This window comes from Vibrio chagasii (assembly GCA_041879415.1).
GTDB lineage: Bacteria > Pseudomonadota > Gammaproteobacteria > Enterobacterales > Vibrionaceae > Vibrio.
In genome coordinates this window covers 1,113,628-1,128,324 of record CP090851.1, presented here as the reverse complement: position 1 = coordinate 1,128,324, position 14,697 = coordinate 1,113,628, and the positions used below count along the sequence as shown (strand labels likewise).

Sequence of the window (14,697 nt, the reverse complement as noted above, 5' to 3'; positions counted from 1 at the left end):
CTATTGTAATGAAACACACACAAAATCGCTGTCTATGTTTTGTGCAAAGCCTTTCTCATCCATTGAATGTGAGGTGTGAACCCCATTTTTTGATAGAAGTCCTTGGCAGGCGAATTAAAATCCCAAACCTCGACGAACACTTGAGTGACACCATAGTCATCAAAAGTGGATTCAATACGTTGAAACAACATCTGCGCCACGTCTGCTTTACGGTATTCAGGAAGAACAAAAAGCTCATCAACACTCCCCATTTGAACCGGCTTGCTCACTGTAGAGATCAGCTCACAAAAGTGTCCTGATATGAACCCAACGATTAGCTGGCCTTTGAGCGCCACATACACTAAGCACTCTGGGTCATCTAAGTACCTTGCAATACTCTTTTCCTGCTCAATCTCTTCTGCTGTTTTAAAGTGCTCAGGGCAGGCAATATGATGGTGGTGGTGAAGATCAAACATCAACTCATTCAGTTGATCTAGATCGGTGTGTGTTGCGGCCCTTAAGGTGACATTCATGACGAGTACAGTTCTCAAACGAGTTAATATCTAAATTGAGTCTAGTTTACTTGCCATTGATATCTATACAAGTGATTGAAATAATTCGTGCTTTGGAGAGGATGTTTTAGATACGAAAATGACCACATTATCGTGGCCATTTAGTCTTGAGTTGGTTCATTCCAGAACTTATCGAACGAGTGCTATTACATTAAACACCATCATCCTGTTTTTCTTTTTTAAGCTCTGCAAGCTGTTGCTCTAACTCAATCAGCTTAATTTCGGCTTCAACTTCAGCGACTCGCTTCTCAGCGTCAGTTCGATTATCTTGTGACAAGCCATCAGCTATAACTTGCGTTCTTTGAGCATTTCTAGCGTCGTCTGTATCTTTCATAGAACCAGCAACACCACCAGTCACACCACCTAATGCTGCGCCCTTTACCGCTAAGCTGGCATCTCCAGTCAGTGCACCTGCTGTTGCTCCCAATAAAGCACCACCTACCGCACCACGATTTCGAGCAGCGTTCTCATTTTCATTGTCCATTGCTGGTGACGCGCAACCAGAAAGAGTCGCAACCAAGGTAGCTAAAAGAATAGGTTTGATGAATTTCATAGGAGTCTCGCTTCGTTCTTCGTTTGGATTGAAGCCATCTTAAAGAGAAGCGTAAATCAGATAAATAAAGCCACGTTTAGACAAAACATAATACTCAGCTATGTATTAGCCAAACAACACATAGTTAGCAATCAAGGTATAGTTATCTTTCAAGCTATGGTTTCGATGCCCCTCATTTTTCGAAAATAAAAAAGCGACCAATAAGGTCGCCTCTTTCATTTCTGTTTAACCGTACTTTTAGCCTTTGGACCAAAAGTTTTGCATATTCTCTGCTGTCGGTGGTGGTCGTACGCCACAATCACGATAATGGTACTTATCACCGATTCCGAGTATCTTGCCGTTTTCTTCATCAATCATCGCAGCGACTTGAACACCATCCTCCTCGTGACGAGTCAGTACAACAATTTCACCCGCTCTTTCCGCTCTAACTGCGCCCAGTATTTGATATTCGTAACGACCTTTCCTTGAATTAACGATCATTTTTGAGTTAATAGGATCAGCGTCATACCCAGCACCAATGTCAAACACCGCTTGGTACAAGTTAACTCCCGTCTTCGAGATACATTGGAAGACCTTAGGGTGGCTTAAGGGCTCTAGCAATGCTCTACTCGCTTCATCCTTTGAGACACCTGCGTTAGCTAAACTACTAGCAAATAAAGTCATTAACAAAAGATAAGCTCGCATAAAAAAGACCTCATTATTGGTTTGATAACAAGGCCATAGTAAACACGTTAGATCAACAGATGAATAAACAAGAGTTTAGATAAAGCATAACGAGTTGTTATGCTTTACTCATTGAGAAATAAAAGCCCATTCTATTTGCCTAGCTTTTCAGCTATTTCCGTTAAGCTTGTTGGATCATCAATCGTCGAAGGCACCACATACTGTTCACCCTCTGCTATTTGTCGGATGGTTCTACGCAAAATCTTACCCGAGCGAGTTTTAGGCAACCTCTCGACCACCAAGGCTTGCTTGAAACAGGCGACAGCACCAATTTCATTTCGGACCTTACCGACTAACTCCGTTTGAAGGTCATCGCCGTCCACCTTCACACCGTCTTTTAGCACAACTAGCCCCAGCGGTAGCTGACCTTTAAGCTCATCGTGAATACCAACCACAGCACATTCAGCAATTGCAGGGTGACCTCCAACAATCTCTTCCATTTCACCAGTAGACAAACGGTGCCCCGCCACATTTATCACATCGTCGATGCGACCCATGATAAATAGATAACCATCTTCATCAAGATAACCGCCATCACCCGAGACATAATAACCTGGGAACTGGCTCAAATAACCAGATTCAAACCTATCGTGGTTGCGCCATATCGTAGGTAAGCAGCCAGGAGGAAGCGGTCGTTTAAGTGCAACGAAACCTTGCTGGTTAGCTTGTGCCGGATCGCCCAACTCATTGAGGATCTCCACTTGATAACCGGGTACAGGCTTGGTTGAAGAGCCCGCTTTCACAGGCAAAGACTCAAGCCCCGTCGGATTTGCGGAAATCGCCCAACCCGTCTCGGTTTGCCACCAGTGATCGATAACCGGTTTGCTCGTGTGAGATTCGACCCAGTCCAATGTTGGCGGGTCTAAACGTTCACCTGCCATGAAAATAGACTTGAGTGATGATAAGTCATACTTGTTGAGCAACTCTCCTTCGGGATCTTCCTTCTTAATTGCCCGGAAGGCCGTTGGTGCCGAGAAAAGCACATCGACAGTATACTCTTCACACACGCGCCAGAAAGCACCCGGATCAGGCGTCCGCACTGGCTTACCTTCAAACAGAATCGTGGTGCAGCCATGAATCAGTGGTGCGTAGACAATATAAGAATGCCCAACTACCCAACCCACATCGGAAGCCGCCCAAAACACCCCGTCTTGCGGCATATTGTAGATGGTACTCATCGAGTATTTCATCGCTACCGCGTGACCACCATTATCACGAACCACGCCTTTAGGTTTGCCCGTTGTACCAGAGGTATACAAAATATATAACGCATCCGTTGCCAAAACAGGTACACATTCATGAGGCTCAGCGCTAACAACGGATTGTTGCCAATGTAAGTCGCGCTCATGACTGAGTTCTGCTAGGCATTGTTCCCTTTGGAAAACTACGACTTTCTCAGGTTTCCAACGGCTGTCCATGATTGCTCGGTCAACCATCGGTTTATACGGTAGAACTTTGTTGATTTCGATACCACAAGACGCAGTCATCAACACCTTCGGCTCGGCATCTTCAATTCGTACTGCGAGCTCATGCGGAGCAAAACCACCAAACACCACAGAGTGAACGGCACCTAGCCTTGCACATGCAAGCATTGCCATTGCGGCTTCAGGCATCATTGGCATGTAGATCACCACACGATCACCCTTGGTTACGCCTTGCTCGGCAAGCATTCCTGCCGTTTTTGCCACTTGTTCGCGGAGTTCATTATAGGAATAAGAGGTCTTGATGCCCGTTACTGGCGAATCATAAATAAGCGCAACCTTGTCACCGCGTCCATGTTCACAATGATAATCCAGCGCTAACCAACAGGTATTCATTACCCCATCAGGAAACCAACGTTCGATACCATTCTCATCGGCTTGTAAGATGTTTATTGGTGACTCAAACCAATCAATGGCTTGCGATTGTGTTTTCCAGAAAGATTGCGGATCGTTAAGTGACCATTGATATTCAGTGTCGTAACCCGTGTTACCGTCTATTCGATTTGTAGCAGACATAATGTCTCCTCCATGATTTGTCCATTACTCCAAGCGCCTAGCGTTAGCCGGCTCACTTGAGTGCACTCTTCTCTGCATGCTCAGCTGTTACTGGAACAGCTACAGCATCGTTTTATTTAGAAAAAGGCACACGAATGGCACCTTCCATGATCACTCGGGCACTACGACTCATAATCGCCCTCTCTATCTTCCATCCATTCTCAGTCTGCATCGCTTTAGCACCCACCTTTAACGTTCCTGATGGATGACCAAAAGTCACAAAGTCACGAGAGCCTCCTCCCGCCGCTAAATTCACTAGCGTACCAGGCACACTCGCAGCTGAAGCAATCGCAACCGCAGCTGTGCCCATCATGGCATGATGCAGCTGCCCCATAGACAAAGCACGGACCAAAAGATCGGTGTCAGCGACGGCAACTGCCTTGCCACTTGAAGCTTGATACGCTTGAGGTTTGGCTACAAAGGCCACCTTAGGGGTGTGCTGGCGTGATTCCGCTTGTTCTAACGAATCAATAAGCCCCATCGCAACTGCGCCATGCGCTCGGATAGATTCAAACATTTCTAGGGCTTTTGGATCACTGTTGATATCTGATTGAAGCTCTGTGCCTTTATAGCCAACCGATTCTGCATCAATAAAAATGGTCGGTATTCCCGCATTAATATAAGTCGCTTTGATGCAACCTAGATCTGGGACATCTAAGAAATCGACCACATTTCCTGTAGGGAACATTGACCCACTCCCATCTGCCGGGTCCAGAAAATCGACCTGAATTTCAGCGGCGGGGAAAGTGACACCATCGAGCTCGAAATGTCCCAACTCTTGGACTTCTCCATCTACTATAGGCACATGAACAATAATGGTTTTCTCTATGTTCACTTGCCATACTCGTACTTCGACCACTCCGTTTTCCGGAATACGACTTGAATCGACCAAACCACTGTGAATGGCGAACGGACCAATTGCCGCAGACAAATTGCCGCAGTTACCACTCCAATCGACAAATGGCTTATCAATGGCTACCTGCCCAAAGAGATAATCAACATCGTGACCAGCTTTACCACTCTTCGACACGATGACGGTTTTGCTGGTGCTGGACGTCGCGCCTCCCATACCATCGGTTTGCTTACCATAAGGATCTGGGCTGCCAATAACACGCAGAAGAAACTCGTCTCTCGCTGCCCCCGTAACTTGTGCTGCTTCTGGTAAATCATTCAAGCAGAAGAAAACACCTTTGCTGGTTCCTCCACGCATATAAGTTGCCGGGACCTTTATCTGTTTAACTTTCATCACAGGCTCCTATTGCGCGAGAAAGTCTTTGGCAAAGCGTTGTAATACGCCACCTGCGCTATACACACTCACTTCGTCTGCAGTGTCTAATCGGCAGGTCACGGGCACATCACGCTTTTCACCGTTTTTACGAGTAATGACCAACGCCAAATCTGAACCCGCTTGGATGTCGCCATACACATCGTAAAGTTCAGTACCATCGAGTTGTAAGGTGTTGCGGTCCGTCCCCTCTTTGAATTGCAGAGGTAAGACGCCCATACCGACTAAATTGGTTCTGTGTATTCGCTCAAAGCCTTCAGCGACGATCACTTCAACACCCGCTAATCGCACGCCTTTAGCCGCCCAGTCGCGTGATGAACCTTGTCCATAGTCTGCGCCTGCGACAACAATCAAAGGTTGTTTACGGTTCATGTAGGTTTCTATCGCTTCCCACATTCGAGTCACTTGTCCTTCAGGCTCCACTCGTGCCAATGAACCCTGCACCACGTTCCCTGACTCTTTGACCATTTCATTGAACAGTTTCGGATTAGCAAATGTTGCTCTTTGTGCCGTTAAATGATCACCTCGGTGAGTCGCATACGAGTTAAAGTCCTCTTCTGGAACATCCATTTTTGCGAGATATTCACCTGCCGCACTTGATGCAAGAATCGCATTTGATGGTGACAGATGATCGGTGGTGATATTGTCACCTAAAATTGCTAGAGGTCTCATACCAGCAAGGTTTCGTTCACCTGCGAGCGCACCTTCCCAATAAGGCGGTCTGCGAATATAAGTGCTCTTAGGTCGCCAATCGTATAGCGGCTCATTGCTTAGCTGCTCATCATCTGGCTGGAACATTTTCACGTAAATTTGTTGGAATTGTTGTGGTTTTACATGCTCGCCAACAACCGCATCGATCTCCGCATCACTCGGCCACAAGTCACTTAAATAGATAGGGTTGCCGTTGCTGTCTACGCCTAGGCTGTCCTTCTCGATATCAAAACGAATCGTGCCAGCCAAGGCATAAGCAACCACCAATGGCGGTGACGCTAGGAAAGCTTGTTTAGCATAGGGATGGATTCGACCATCAAAGTTTCGATTTCCTGATAACACCGCAGTGGAATAGAGGTCGCGCTCAATGACCTCTTGTTGAATTTGCGGATCCAATGCCCCGCTCATACCATTACAAGTCGTACATGCATAGCCGACAATGCCGAAACCCAACTGCTCCAGTTCTGGGAGCAAACCTGCTGACTCTAGATAGAGCTTGGCGACTTTAGATCCTGGCGCAAATGACGTTTTCACCCATGGCTTACGAACCAAACCAAGTTGATTGGCTTTTTTCGCCACTAGTCCCGCTGCTACCACGTTTCTTGGGTTACTGGTATTGGTGCAAGAGGTAATCGCGGCGATAATTACCGCGCCATCTGGCATTTGCTCTTCGCTATATTGTTCAGCGTGTTGCGCTTTCCAAGAGGCTTGACTGATACCTTGCTGGGCAAGTTTACTGGTTGGTAAGCGGCGATGAGGGTTCGAAGGTCCTGCAAGGTTTCGCTCAACTTTCGATAAATCAAATTCGAGTACACGCTCATATTGAGCCGAATCGAGATCATCCGCCCACAGTCCGGTTTGCTTAGCGTAAAGCTCTACTAACTCTACCTGCTCAGGCTCACGACCCGTCAACTTAAGGTATTGAATGGTCTGTTCATCGATGTAGAACATGCCCGCAGTCGCCCCGTATTCAGGCGTCATGTTTGAGATAGTCGCACGATCACCAATAGTCAGTGCACGAGCACCTTCACCGAAGAATTCCAAGTAGCTTGAAACTACTCTTTCATTGCGAAGAAACTCAGTAATAGCAAGCACAATATCGGTTGCTGTAATGCCTTCTTGTCGCTGACCGGTAAGTTTAACGCCCACAATATCTGGCAAACGCATCATCGAAGGGCGACCGAGCATCACTGTCTCGGCTTCCAATCCACCTACACCAATTGCAATGACGCCCAGCGCATCAACATGAGGTGTATGGCTGTCGGTGCCAACACAGGTATCTGGGAACGCGATACCTTGTTTAGATTGAATAACCGGAGACATCTTTTCCAGATTAATCTGGTGCATAATTCCGTTACCCGCAGGAATCACACTGACGTTTTTAAACGCCGTTTTACACCATTCAATGAAATGAAATCGGTCTTCGTTGCGACGCTCTTCAATTGCGCGGTTTTTATCAAACGCTTCGCTGTCAAATCCTGCATGTTCGACAGCTAAAGAGTGATCCACAATCAGTTGAGTTTCGACCACTGGGTTTACTTTGGCTGGATCCCCACCTTGGTCAGCAATCGCATCTCTTAAGCCCGCTAAATCAACTAAAGCGGTTTGACCCAGAATGTCATGACACACGACACGCGCTGGATACCAAGGAAAGTCTAAGTCGCTCTTGCGCTCGATGATTTGTTTCAAGCTATCTTCAAGAGCTGCTGGATCACAGCGTCTTACCAATTGCTCCGCCAATACTCTCGACGTATATGGCAAGGTCTTATAGCTACCCGGAGATATCGCGTCTACCGCTTCACGGGCATCGAAATATTCTAAGCCAGTTCCCGGTAGAACCTTTCTGTATTGGCTATTTTCAACGCCTATATTTTGATCAAGGCTCGGGGGTTTCTCAATGTTCACATCAGACATACATACACCATTATCTAAAATTCTATTCATTGGCTCTCAAGGACAACTCGATATATGAGTCGCCTTGAGACAAAAGGATTAACGTAAATGAATAGGCAACCAGTCTTGATGCTCTGGCCCGGTGTAGTCTGCACTTGGACGAATGATGCGGTTGTTTTCTCTTTGCTCAAACACATGTGCCGTCCAACCGGTAAGGCGACTCATCACAAAGATAGGCGTAAATAGTTTGGTAGGAATATCCATGAAGTGATAAGCAGAAGCATGGAAGAAATCCGCATTACAGAACAAGCCTTTTTCACGCTTCATTACCGCTTCAACGCGTTCAGATACCGCGTAAAGCTGCTCGTCGCCAACTTCTTGTGCTAGCTCTTTTGACCAACGTTTAATTAGCGCGTTGCGTGGGTCACTCTCACGATAAATGGCATGACCGAAGCCCATAATTTTGTCTTTGTTAGCAAGCATCTTCATGATATTCGCTTCAGCTTCATCGGCGGTTTTCCAATCTTGGATCATTTCCATTGCCGCTTCATTCGCACCGCCATGTAGAGGACCTCTTAATGTGCCTATCGCTGCAGTTACACACGAATGAATATCTGATAGTGTTGATGCACAAACACGAGCTGCAAAGGTAGAAGCATTAAATTCATGCTCTGCGTAAAGCGTAAGCGAACAGTGCATGACCTTCTTATGCAGTTCACTCGGAGCTTTGTCCGTTAGCATCTTCAAGAAGTAGCCACCTAAACATGATTCGCTTTGATCCTGTGTATCAATTCGCGCACCATCGTGACTGAAGCGATACCAATAGCAGATAATGGCAGGGAAAAGTGCAAGCATACGTTCTGTTGCCGATAGCTGCTCAGAGAAGTCAGATTCTTGCTCTAAGTTACCCAACATTGAGCAGCCTGTTCTCATCACATCCATAGGGTGAGCGTCAGCAGGGATAAGCTCTAAAGCGTCTTTCAACGGTTGAGGCAAGCCGCGTAAACCAATCAACAATGTTTTGTAGTCGTCTAACTCTTTTTCACTGGGTAAATGACCTCTCAATAGCAGGTGAGCTACTTCTTCAAATTGAGCATGATTCGCAAGGTCGGTTATGTCATAGCCACGGTAAGTTAGACCCGTTCCTGATTTGCCAACCGTACATAGCGCCGTCGACCCCGCGCTTTGCCCTCGTAGACCGGCACCACCAATCGCTGGCACTGAACTTGTTTGTTGGTTTACTGCTGAAGCATTATCGACAGTTGCTTTATCACTCAAAGATACAGACATGATGAACTCCTTCTCTGGGTTAGCCGCCCTGCACTCTTTGGTGCTGACTATTTATATTCAGTGACCGCAACTATCTCATTCGATTTCACGGACCCGATGTGACTAACTAACCATTCACGTTATTGGATTAAGTTGATGTTTTAATGTTTGAAACTGTGTTTATTCTTCACTCGAAAACAATTGATCCAGCTTGTTCTCGTAGTCGTGGTAATTCAGATGTTCGTAGAGCTCTTTACGAGTTTGCATTGAATCCAAAAGTGCTTCCTGATTACCTTCAACTAGCAAGTGCTTATAAACATTCTCTGCCGCTTTGTTCATTGCGCGGAATGCACTGAGTGGATAAAGCACCATGTCGACATGAGATTGTGCCAGCTCTTTGCAGTTGTAGAGTGGTGTTTGTCCAAATTCAGTGATATTGGCCAAGATTGGCACATGCTTACCTGTTGCTGATTTGAGCGATTCAGAGAACTTTACATATTGGTCGAGCTGGTTCATCGCTTCAGGGAAGATCATGTCAGCACCCGCTTCAACACACGCAATCGCGCGTTCAATCGCACTGTCTATACCTTCTACGGCCAGAGCATCGGTTCGAGCCATGATCACAAAACTCTCATCAGTTCTAGCATCTGTTGCCGCTTTTACTCGATCGACCATCTCCTGTTGGCTAACAATCGCTTTGTTTGGTCGGTGACCACATCGCTTCTGAGCCACTTGGTCTTCCATGTGAATGGCAGCAGCGCCCGCTTTTTCCATCGCTCGAATGGTTCGTGCAATATTAAACGCCCCACCAAATCCCGTATCAATATCCACCAGCAAAGGTAAATCACATGCGTTGGTAATGCGTTCCACATCCACCAACACATCGTTCAATGTGGTAATACCCAGATCTGGTAAGCCGTAAGACGCATTGGCGATACCTCCACCAGACAAGTAGATAGCCTGATGACCTAAGTTCTTTGCCATCATCGCGCAATACGGATTCACAGTGCCGACGATCTGCAGTGGATCATTGTCTTGTACAGCTTGGCGGAACTTCGCTCCTGCTGATAACTTCATAATGACGCTCCCTGTTTAATGTTGATTTTGTAAGTTTTTAATCCATGTCTTTAGATTGAATTTGTTGTTCGATAAGCAGACGACTACCGGATATATGTCGTCGCATCAGCATTTCTGCTAGCTCTTCATCACGGTTACGAATTGCTTGTAGGATATATTTATGTTCATCAAGCGCCTCTTTTGGTCGAGACTGTGCACGTGGCGATTGATAGCGATACATGCGTAACAAGTGGTAAAGCTCATCACACAGTAGAGAAATAAGTTTGCTGTTGCGGCTGGCTTTAATGATTCGATAATGGAAATCGAAATCGCCGTGTTGATGAAAGTAGGAAGACCCCTCTACTTCATCGATATGTTTGGAATGTGTCGACAATAATCCTTCAAGCCCGATAAGCTCTTCTTGTGTGATATGTCTTGCTGCTAACCTTGCAGCCATGCCTTCTAGAGCCTCTCGAACTGCGTAAAGCTCAAGTAGCTTGTCAGCAGAAAAGGTAATCACTCTTGCGCCAACATGAGGAATTCGCTCAATCAGCCCTAACCCTTCGACGCGCATAATCGCCTCACGCAATGGGCCTCGACTTACCTCAAAGCGTTTAGCTAACTCGGGTTCAGAGATCTTGCTGCCCGGCGCTAAGTCACCGTTGACTATCGCTTCAACCAAGTATTCCGTCAGGCTTTCTGACTTAGTATTTTCTTTGTCACCAACACGCGTTTTTGTGTTAGCGCTTAAGGTAAGATCTTTTATCGCAGTATTCATATTCACTCTGCTCACTTCTCATTGTCGAACTAAAACTGTCAACAACTTAACAACATGAACATAAAATACACGATCAAATTGTCGACAATCAAGATAATTGTCGACAATTTAGACTAAGGTAGTATTTTATTTAAGCAACGAGAGCAGGCTATCACGAGGCGACAATAATCAGTAACCAATTGTCTTATATAGATAAATATTTTGAGTAACCAATCCACTTCTATACTTACGCTCAAACAAGCTACAAAAACCTGTCGACAATTAGGCCTCAATTAGGAAAACAAGCGTTATTTGCCTATATCAGCATGCCCACCAAAATGCAGACATAAAAAAGGCGTACCCATGTGCGCCTTTTCTTCATGAAGCTATCTAGCACGTAGCTAGGCTATCTGACGAGTCACTTCTAGATATTTATTGATATCTACAAAATCAATTTGCTCAGGTTTCAAATACTCCTGCGCATAACGAATATGCGTACCACTCGTTAGGAACAGCCTAAACAGTTCGAGATCGATGTGCTCATCTAATGCCATTTTATACATGATATCGACGGCAACACTGATAGGCTTCGCTTTCTTATAAGGTCTATCAGCAGCAGTCAACGCCTCAAAAATATCCGATATAACCAGGATACGTTCTGGAATTGAAAGGTCTTCAGCAGTCAGCTTTCTTGGATAGCCTGTACCTTTAAGAGTTTCATGGTGAGTGGAAGCATAACGCGGTACACGGCTTAACTCTTTCGGGAATGGCAGGTTTTCAAGCATTTTGATAGTGCCCAACATATGCTCATTGATTTTGAATCGATCTTCAGCCGTCAAGGTGCCACGAGCAATACACAGGTTGTAGACCTCACCGAGATTATATAGATGTTCAGGCACATCCATTTTTATCTGATGTTTTGGATCGAACTCTAATGGTCGGTCTCGTTTCACTATATGTTCTGGCCTATCACTTAAAAGCTGCTCTATAGCAGGTAAGTTTGAGCTAGGTACCCGATTCATCACCTCTATTGGCGATAAACCCAATTGGTCATCAAAGTTACGCGTCCAAGTTGTTTCAGCGATAGAACGAATACGCGCGACCTTATCATCACTCATGAATTCACCACCCACATTAGATGTCGCGATGAATGCAAAATCGTCTTGTAGCTTTTGCTTGGTTACCGCTAACTCTTCAGCTATCTGATCCGTTGGTAACTCACCTTCCAGTTGCTTGCGCAAAGCCGTAATTTCTGCGTCACGCCAAAGCACCTCAAATCGTGTTCTCACCTCATGAATACGGTTATAGTTTGCTTCTAACTTAGAGCCTTTATCGACGATATGTTCAGGTGTTGTGATCTTTCCGCAATCATGCAGCCACGCAGCAATTCTAAACTCACGACGTTCATCGTCATTTTCAAATTTAAAGTCTTTGAAGTAGTCTGATTGAGACTTTTCAGCCGCTTCTGCCAACATCAAACCGAGCTCTGGCACACGGTTACAATGCCCTGCAGTGTAAGCAGACTTGTCATCGATGGCTTGCGCGATAAGTTTAATAAAGGATTCGACGAAGGCTTCCTGCGTTTGTTCGTGCTGCTTTATTTCCGCAGCCATGTCTTTAACCGCGACAGATAGCTCCCATACTTCTTTTATGCGGGTATCAAGCACCCTCACGCTATCATAATCGCGCTGTTTCACTTTGTTGGTTTCAGCTTCAAGCTGGCGTATCGGCCGAACAATCGGCGCACCAAAGATCCACGCAACAGGCAAGGTAAGGCTCATTAACAGAACTGTCACACCGATCGAAGTCGCAACTCTCTTATTAACTGCGCTGTATATCTCAGCCTCGGGGATGGCTACCGCAAAGTATTCTGAGTAATGCTCACCCGTATCGATCTTCTTCAAATATAGATGTTTAAGTTCACCATTGAGATTTAGCTCAACCATCTCACCTTCAACAGTCGCTGTTGCCGTTTTTTCATAGAGCTCCGTGTAAGGAATCGTCGTACCAGCATTCAAAGCATGATGATCAAACCACTTTTGAGCTAACGCTATTTTCTGTTCATCAGTAAGCGACTGGATGGCTTGGTTGATGATAGGTAACAGCTGTTGGTGTTTATTCTGCAAAACGATATGGAATTGATTAGGATAGTCTGTTTTTAGGTCAAGCAGCGCTTCACTTACTTTCAAGTTCTGATGGAAGAACTTATCCAATGAAAATGACAGTACAGGCTTAACATCAATTACCGCAAAAACCTCTTCGTTGTCGACAGCGTCTAGCGCTGCCTCAATATCCGTAAACTCCAAAAGCCTAATATTTGGGAAGTCTGACCTTAATTTCGGTGTAATTGACCATCCAGATAAAATGGCGACGCTCTTACCATCAAGCTCTTGGTAGTTGATTACGGCTGGAGCATCACGCTTCGTGACTACAGCAAACGGTAGTTCATAAATCGGGTCAGTGTATAAACCGATAATGCCATTACTTTCGTAATTTTGAACCGAGTGTAAGCCATCAATACTGCCCTCTTGGAATTTGCCAGTTAACTCCGCCCACGAGAAGCCATTTACAAATTCGAACTGAACTCCACTCATCTCACTGATCATTTTCAATAGATCAATCGCATAGCCGTGTGGTTTTCCTGATACCGAAAAATCCATCGGCCCCCAGTCACTTTGATTTGAAAACAATAGAGGCGATGTATTGTCTATTATGGTTTGTTGCTGTGCAGACCAGTTAATTTGGCTAGCTTGAGGGAGTATGTTACTCGACTGATAATTGCGATTAGACGCGATGATGTTGCCTGACCTTGAATAAAGGAAAGACTCAACTTTACTGTCTTCATCCAAATCCAACGCACTCGCAGAAAGCTTACTCGCTAACGAAGACAAAACAATATCAATCCCTATCACATGTTGAGTGTCGCTCACTGCTTTGGATTCAAACGCTAATGAATATGTTTGGCCTGTGATTTGAAGGTGTTGAAATAAATAAGGCTGGGTTTTCTCGACAGTCTCGGTATTGGCAGAGACATACCAAGGTCTTGTGGTTGGAAAGTAGTTGCTTGGCTCTGTCTTAGAATCTCTAAGATTAAAATCCAAGTCATAGTATTTAGTGGTACGAATCCTACCTTGATCTTGGTTACGGATTTCAATGACTACCCAACGGTCGCTATTCTGTGCACCTATCTTATCTCTAACATGAGGTGATGATTCCAAGTTAATAATTTGGAAAAAGTTGTCGTTAGATGAACCGATATAAATGCTGTAGAAGAGAGGATTATCTTTTATCGCCTCAGACAGAATCCCACGCGATTCTTCTCTGGATATTTGATGGCTGATAGATCGATGCACAGCAGAGAGCAAGCGTGCTGTATTAATCGCGTCTGAGTCGACGTTACCTATATAGTCACTTAAGTCTTGAGACACCATCGTCAGTTTTGACAAGGTATGCTCAGTCGCCATCTTTTTACTGAAGTAATATTGAAGTGATACAGCAACAATTGCCGTAAGTACCGTTGCAAGTAAAAACATCCCGCCAACGGTCACCCGTAATGAGATTTTTGTGTTTGTCATTATTCTATCCTTGAATAACCACTAGCTTAGAAATGTAACACGCTAGCAATATCTCTATTATTACTACGCGATTCCACCTCTATCAACACATTATTCTATATATTAATTAAGATATCCCTATATCCCTCTCTACGTCGCAATATTCTTGAATTTAAATGACAGTTAACAATATAAATCAACATGCAATTACCACAATTAAATTAATGGCATTTGTTTTCATAAAATAGAAAGACCTCACGCCTTTGTCATTACAGCTATTATATTATTTACTTTATGCTATAAATTTAG

Annotated in this window: 10 protein-coding genes; all 10 read right to left on the bottom strand. The window is 45.0% G+C overall.

Going from position 1 to position 14,697, the window contains the following annotated elements; all coding sequences use genetic code 11:
• Window positions 1–32: 32 nt before the first annotated feature.
• On the bottom strand, window positions 33–512 hold the full coding sequence (locus L0991_04935; protein ID XGB63413.1) for a GNAT family N-acetyltransferase: 480 nt from the start codon (window positions 510–512) through the stop codon (window positions 33–35).
• A 190-nt stretch (window positions 513–702) separates the two neighbouring features.
• A complete protein-coding gene (locus tag L0991_04930) occupies window positions 703–1,104 on the bottom strand; it encodes a glycine zipper domain-containing protein (GenBank protein XGB63412.1) in 402 nt (133 codons plus the stop codon).
• A gap of 237 nt (window positions 1,105–1,341) precedes the next feature.
• A complete protein-coding gene (locus L0991_04925) occupies window positions 1,342–1,788 on the bottom strand; it encodes a hypothetical protein (protein XGB63411.1) in 447 nt (148 codons plus the stop codon).
• Window positions 1,789–1,919: 131 nt separating this feature from the next.
• Window positions 1,920–3,824 carry a propionyl-CoA synthetase gene (locus L0991_04920; GenBank protein XGB63410.1) on the bottom strand — a complete coding sequence of 635 codons (1,905 nt, stop codon included), beginning with the start codon at window positions 3,822–3,824 and terminating at the stop codon, window positions 1,920–1,922.
• A gap of 112 nt (window positions 3,825–3,936) precedes the next feature.
• A complete protein-coding gene (prpF, locus tag L0991_04915) occupies window positions 3,937–5,109 on the bottom strand; it encodes a 2-methylaconitate cis-trans isomerase PrpF (GenBank protein XGB63409.1) in 1,173 nt (390 codons plus the stop codon).
• Between the two features lie 9 nt (window positions 5,110–5,118).
• The gene (gene acnD / locus L0991_04910; GenBank protein XGB63853.1) at window positions 5,119–7,773 is read right to left on the bottom strand and encodes a Fe/S-dependent 2-methylisocitrate dehydratase AcnD; all 2,655 of its coding nucleotides are present in this window, start codon (window positions 7,771–7,773) and stop codon (window positions 5,119–5,121) included.
• A 78-nt stretch (window positions 7,774–7,851) separates the two neighbouring features.
• Window positions 7,852–9,042: a 2-methylcitrate synthase gene (gene prpC / locus L0991_04905; GenBank protein ID XGB63408.1), complete on the bottom strand. Its 1,191-nt coding sequence runs from the start codon at window positions 9,040–9,042 to the stop codon at window positions 7,852–7,854.
• Between the two features lie 159 nt (window positions 9,043–9,201).
• Window positions 9,202–10,098: a methylisocitrate lyase gene (gene prpB, locus L0991_04900; GenBank protein ID XGB63407.1), complete on the bottom strand. Its 897-nt coding sequence runs from the start codon at window positions 10,096–10,098 to the stop codon at window positions 9,202–9,204.
• A gap of 37 nt (window positions 10,099–10,135) precedes the next feature.
• Complete coding sequence (locus tag L0991_04895; GenBank protein ID XGB63406.1) at window positions 10,136–10,855, bottom strand: GntR family transcriptional regulator; 720 nt, start codon at window positions 10,853–10,855, stop codon at window positions 10,136–10,138.
• A gap of 380 nt (window positions 10,856–11,235) precedes the next feature.
• A complete protein-coding gene (locus L0991_04890; GenBank protein ID XGB63405.1) occupies window positions 11,236–14,409 on the bottom strand; it encodes a transporter substrate-binding domain-containing protein in 3,174 nt (1,057 codons plus the stop codon).
• Window positions 14,410–14,697 lie beyond the last annotated feature (288 nt).

Bases quoted from the DNA above. Each gene is read 5' to 3' on its own strand.
- L0991_04895 (XGB63406.1), bottom strand. From the start codon at position 10,855: ATGAATACTGCGATAAAAGATCTTACCTTAAGCGCTAACACAAAAACG.
- L0991_04925 (XGB63411.1), bottom strand. From the start codon at position 1,788: ATGCGAGCTTATCTTTTGTTAATGACTTTATTTGCTAGTAGTTTAGCT.
- L0991_04920 (XGB63410.1), bottom strand. From the start codon at position 3,824: ATGTCTGCTACAAATCGAATAGACGGTAACACGGGTTACGACACTGAA.
- L0991_04935 (XGB63413.1), bottom strand. From the start codon at position 512: ATGAATGTCACCTTAAGGGCCGCAACACACACCGATCTAGATCAACTG.
- prpF (XGB63409.1), bottom strand. From the start codon at position 5,109: ATGAAAGTTAAACAGATAAAGGTCCCGGCAACTTATATGCGTGGAGGA.
- prpC (XGB63408.1), bottom strand. From the start codon at position 9,042: ATGTCTGTATCTTTGAGTGATAAAGCAACTGTCGATAATGCTTCAGCA.
- acnD (XGB63853.1), bottom strand. From the start codon at position 7,773: ATGTCTGATGTGAACATTGAGAAACCCCCGAGCCTTGATCAAAATATA.
- prpB (XGB63407.1), bottom strand. From the start codon at position 10,098: ATGAAGTTATCAGCAGGAGCGAAGTTCCGCCAAGCTGTACAAGACAAT.
- L0991_04930 (XGB63412.1), bottom strand. From the start codon at position 1,104: ATGAAATTCATCAAACCTATTCTTTTAGCTACCTTGGTTGCGACTCTT.
- L0991_04890 (XGB63405.1), bottom strand. From the start codon at position 14,409: ATGACAAACACAAAAATCTCATTACGGGTGACCGTTGGCGGGATGTTT.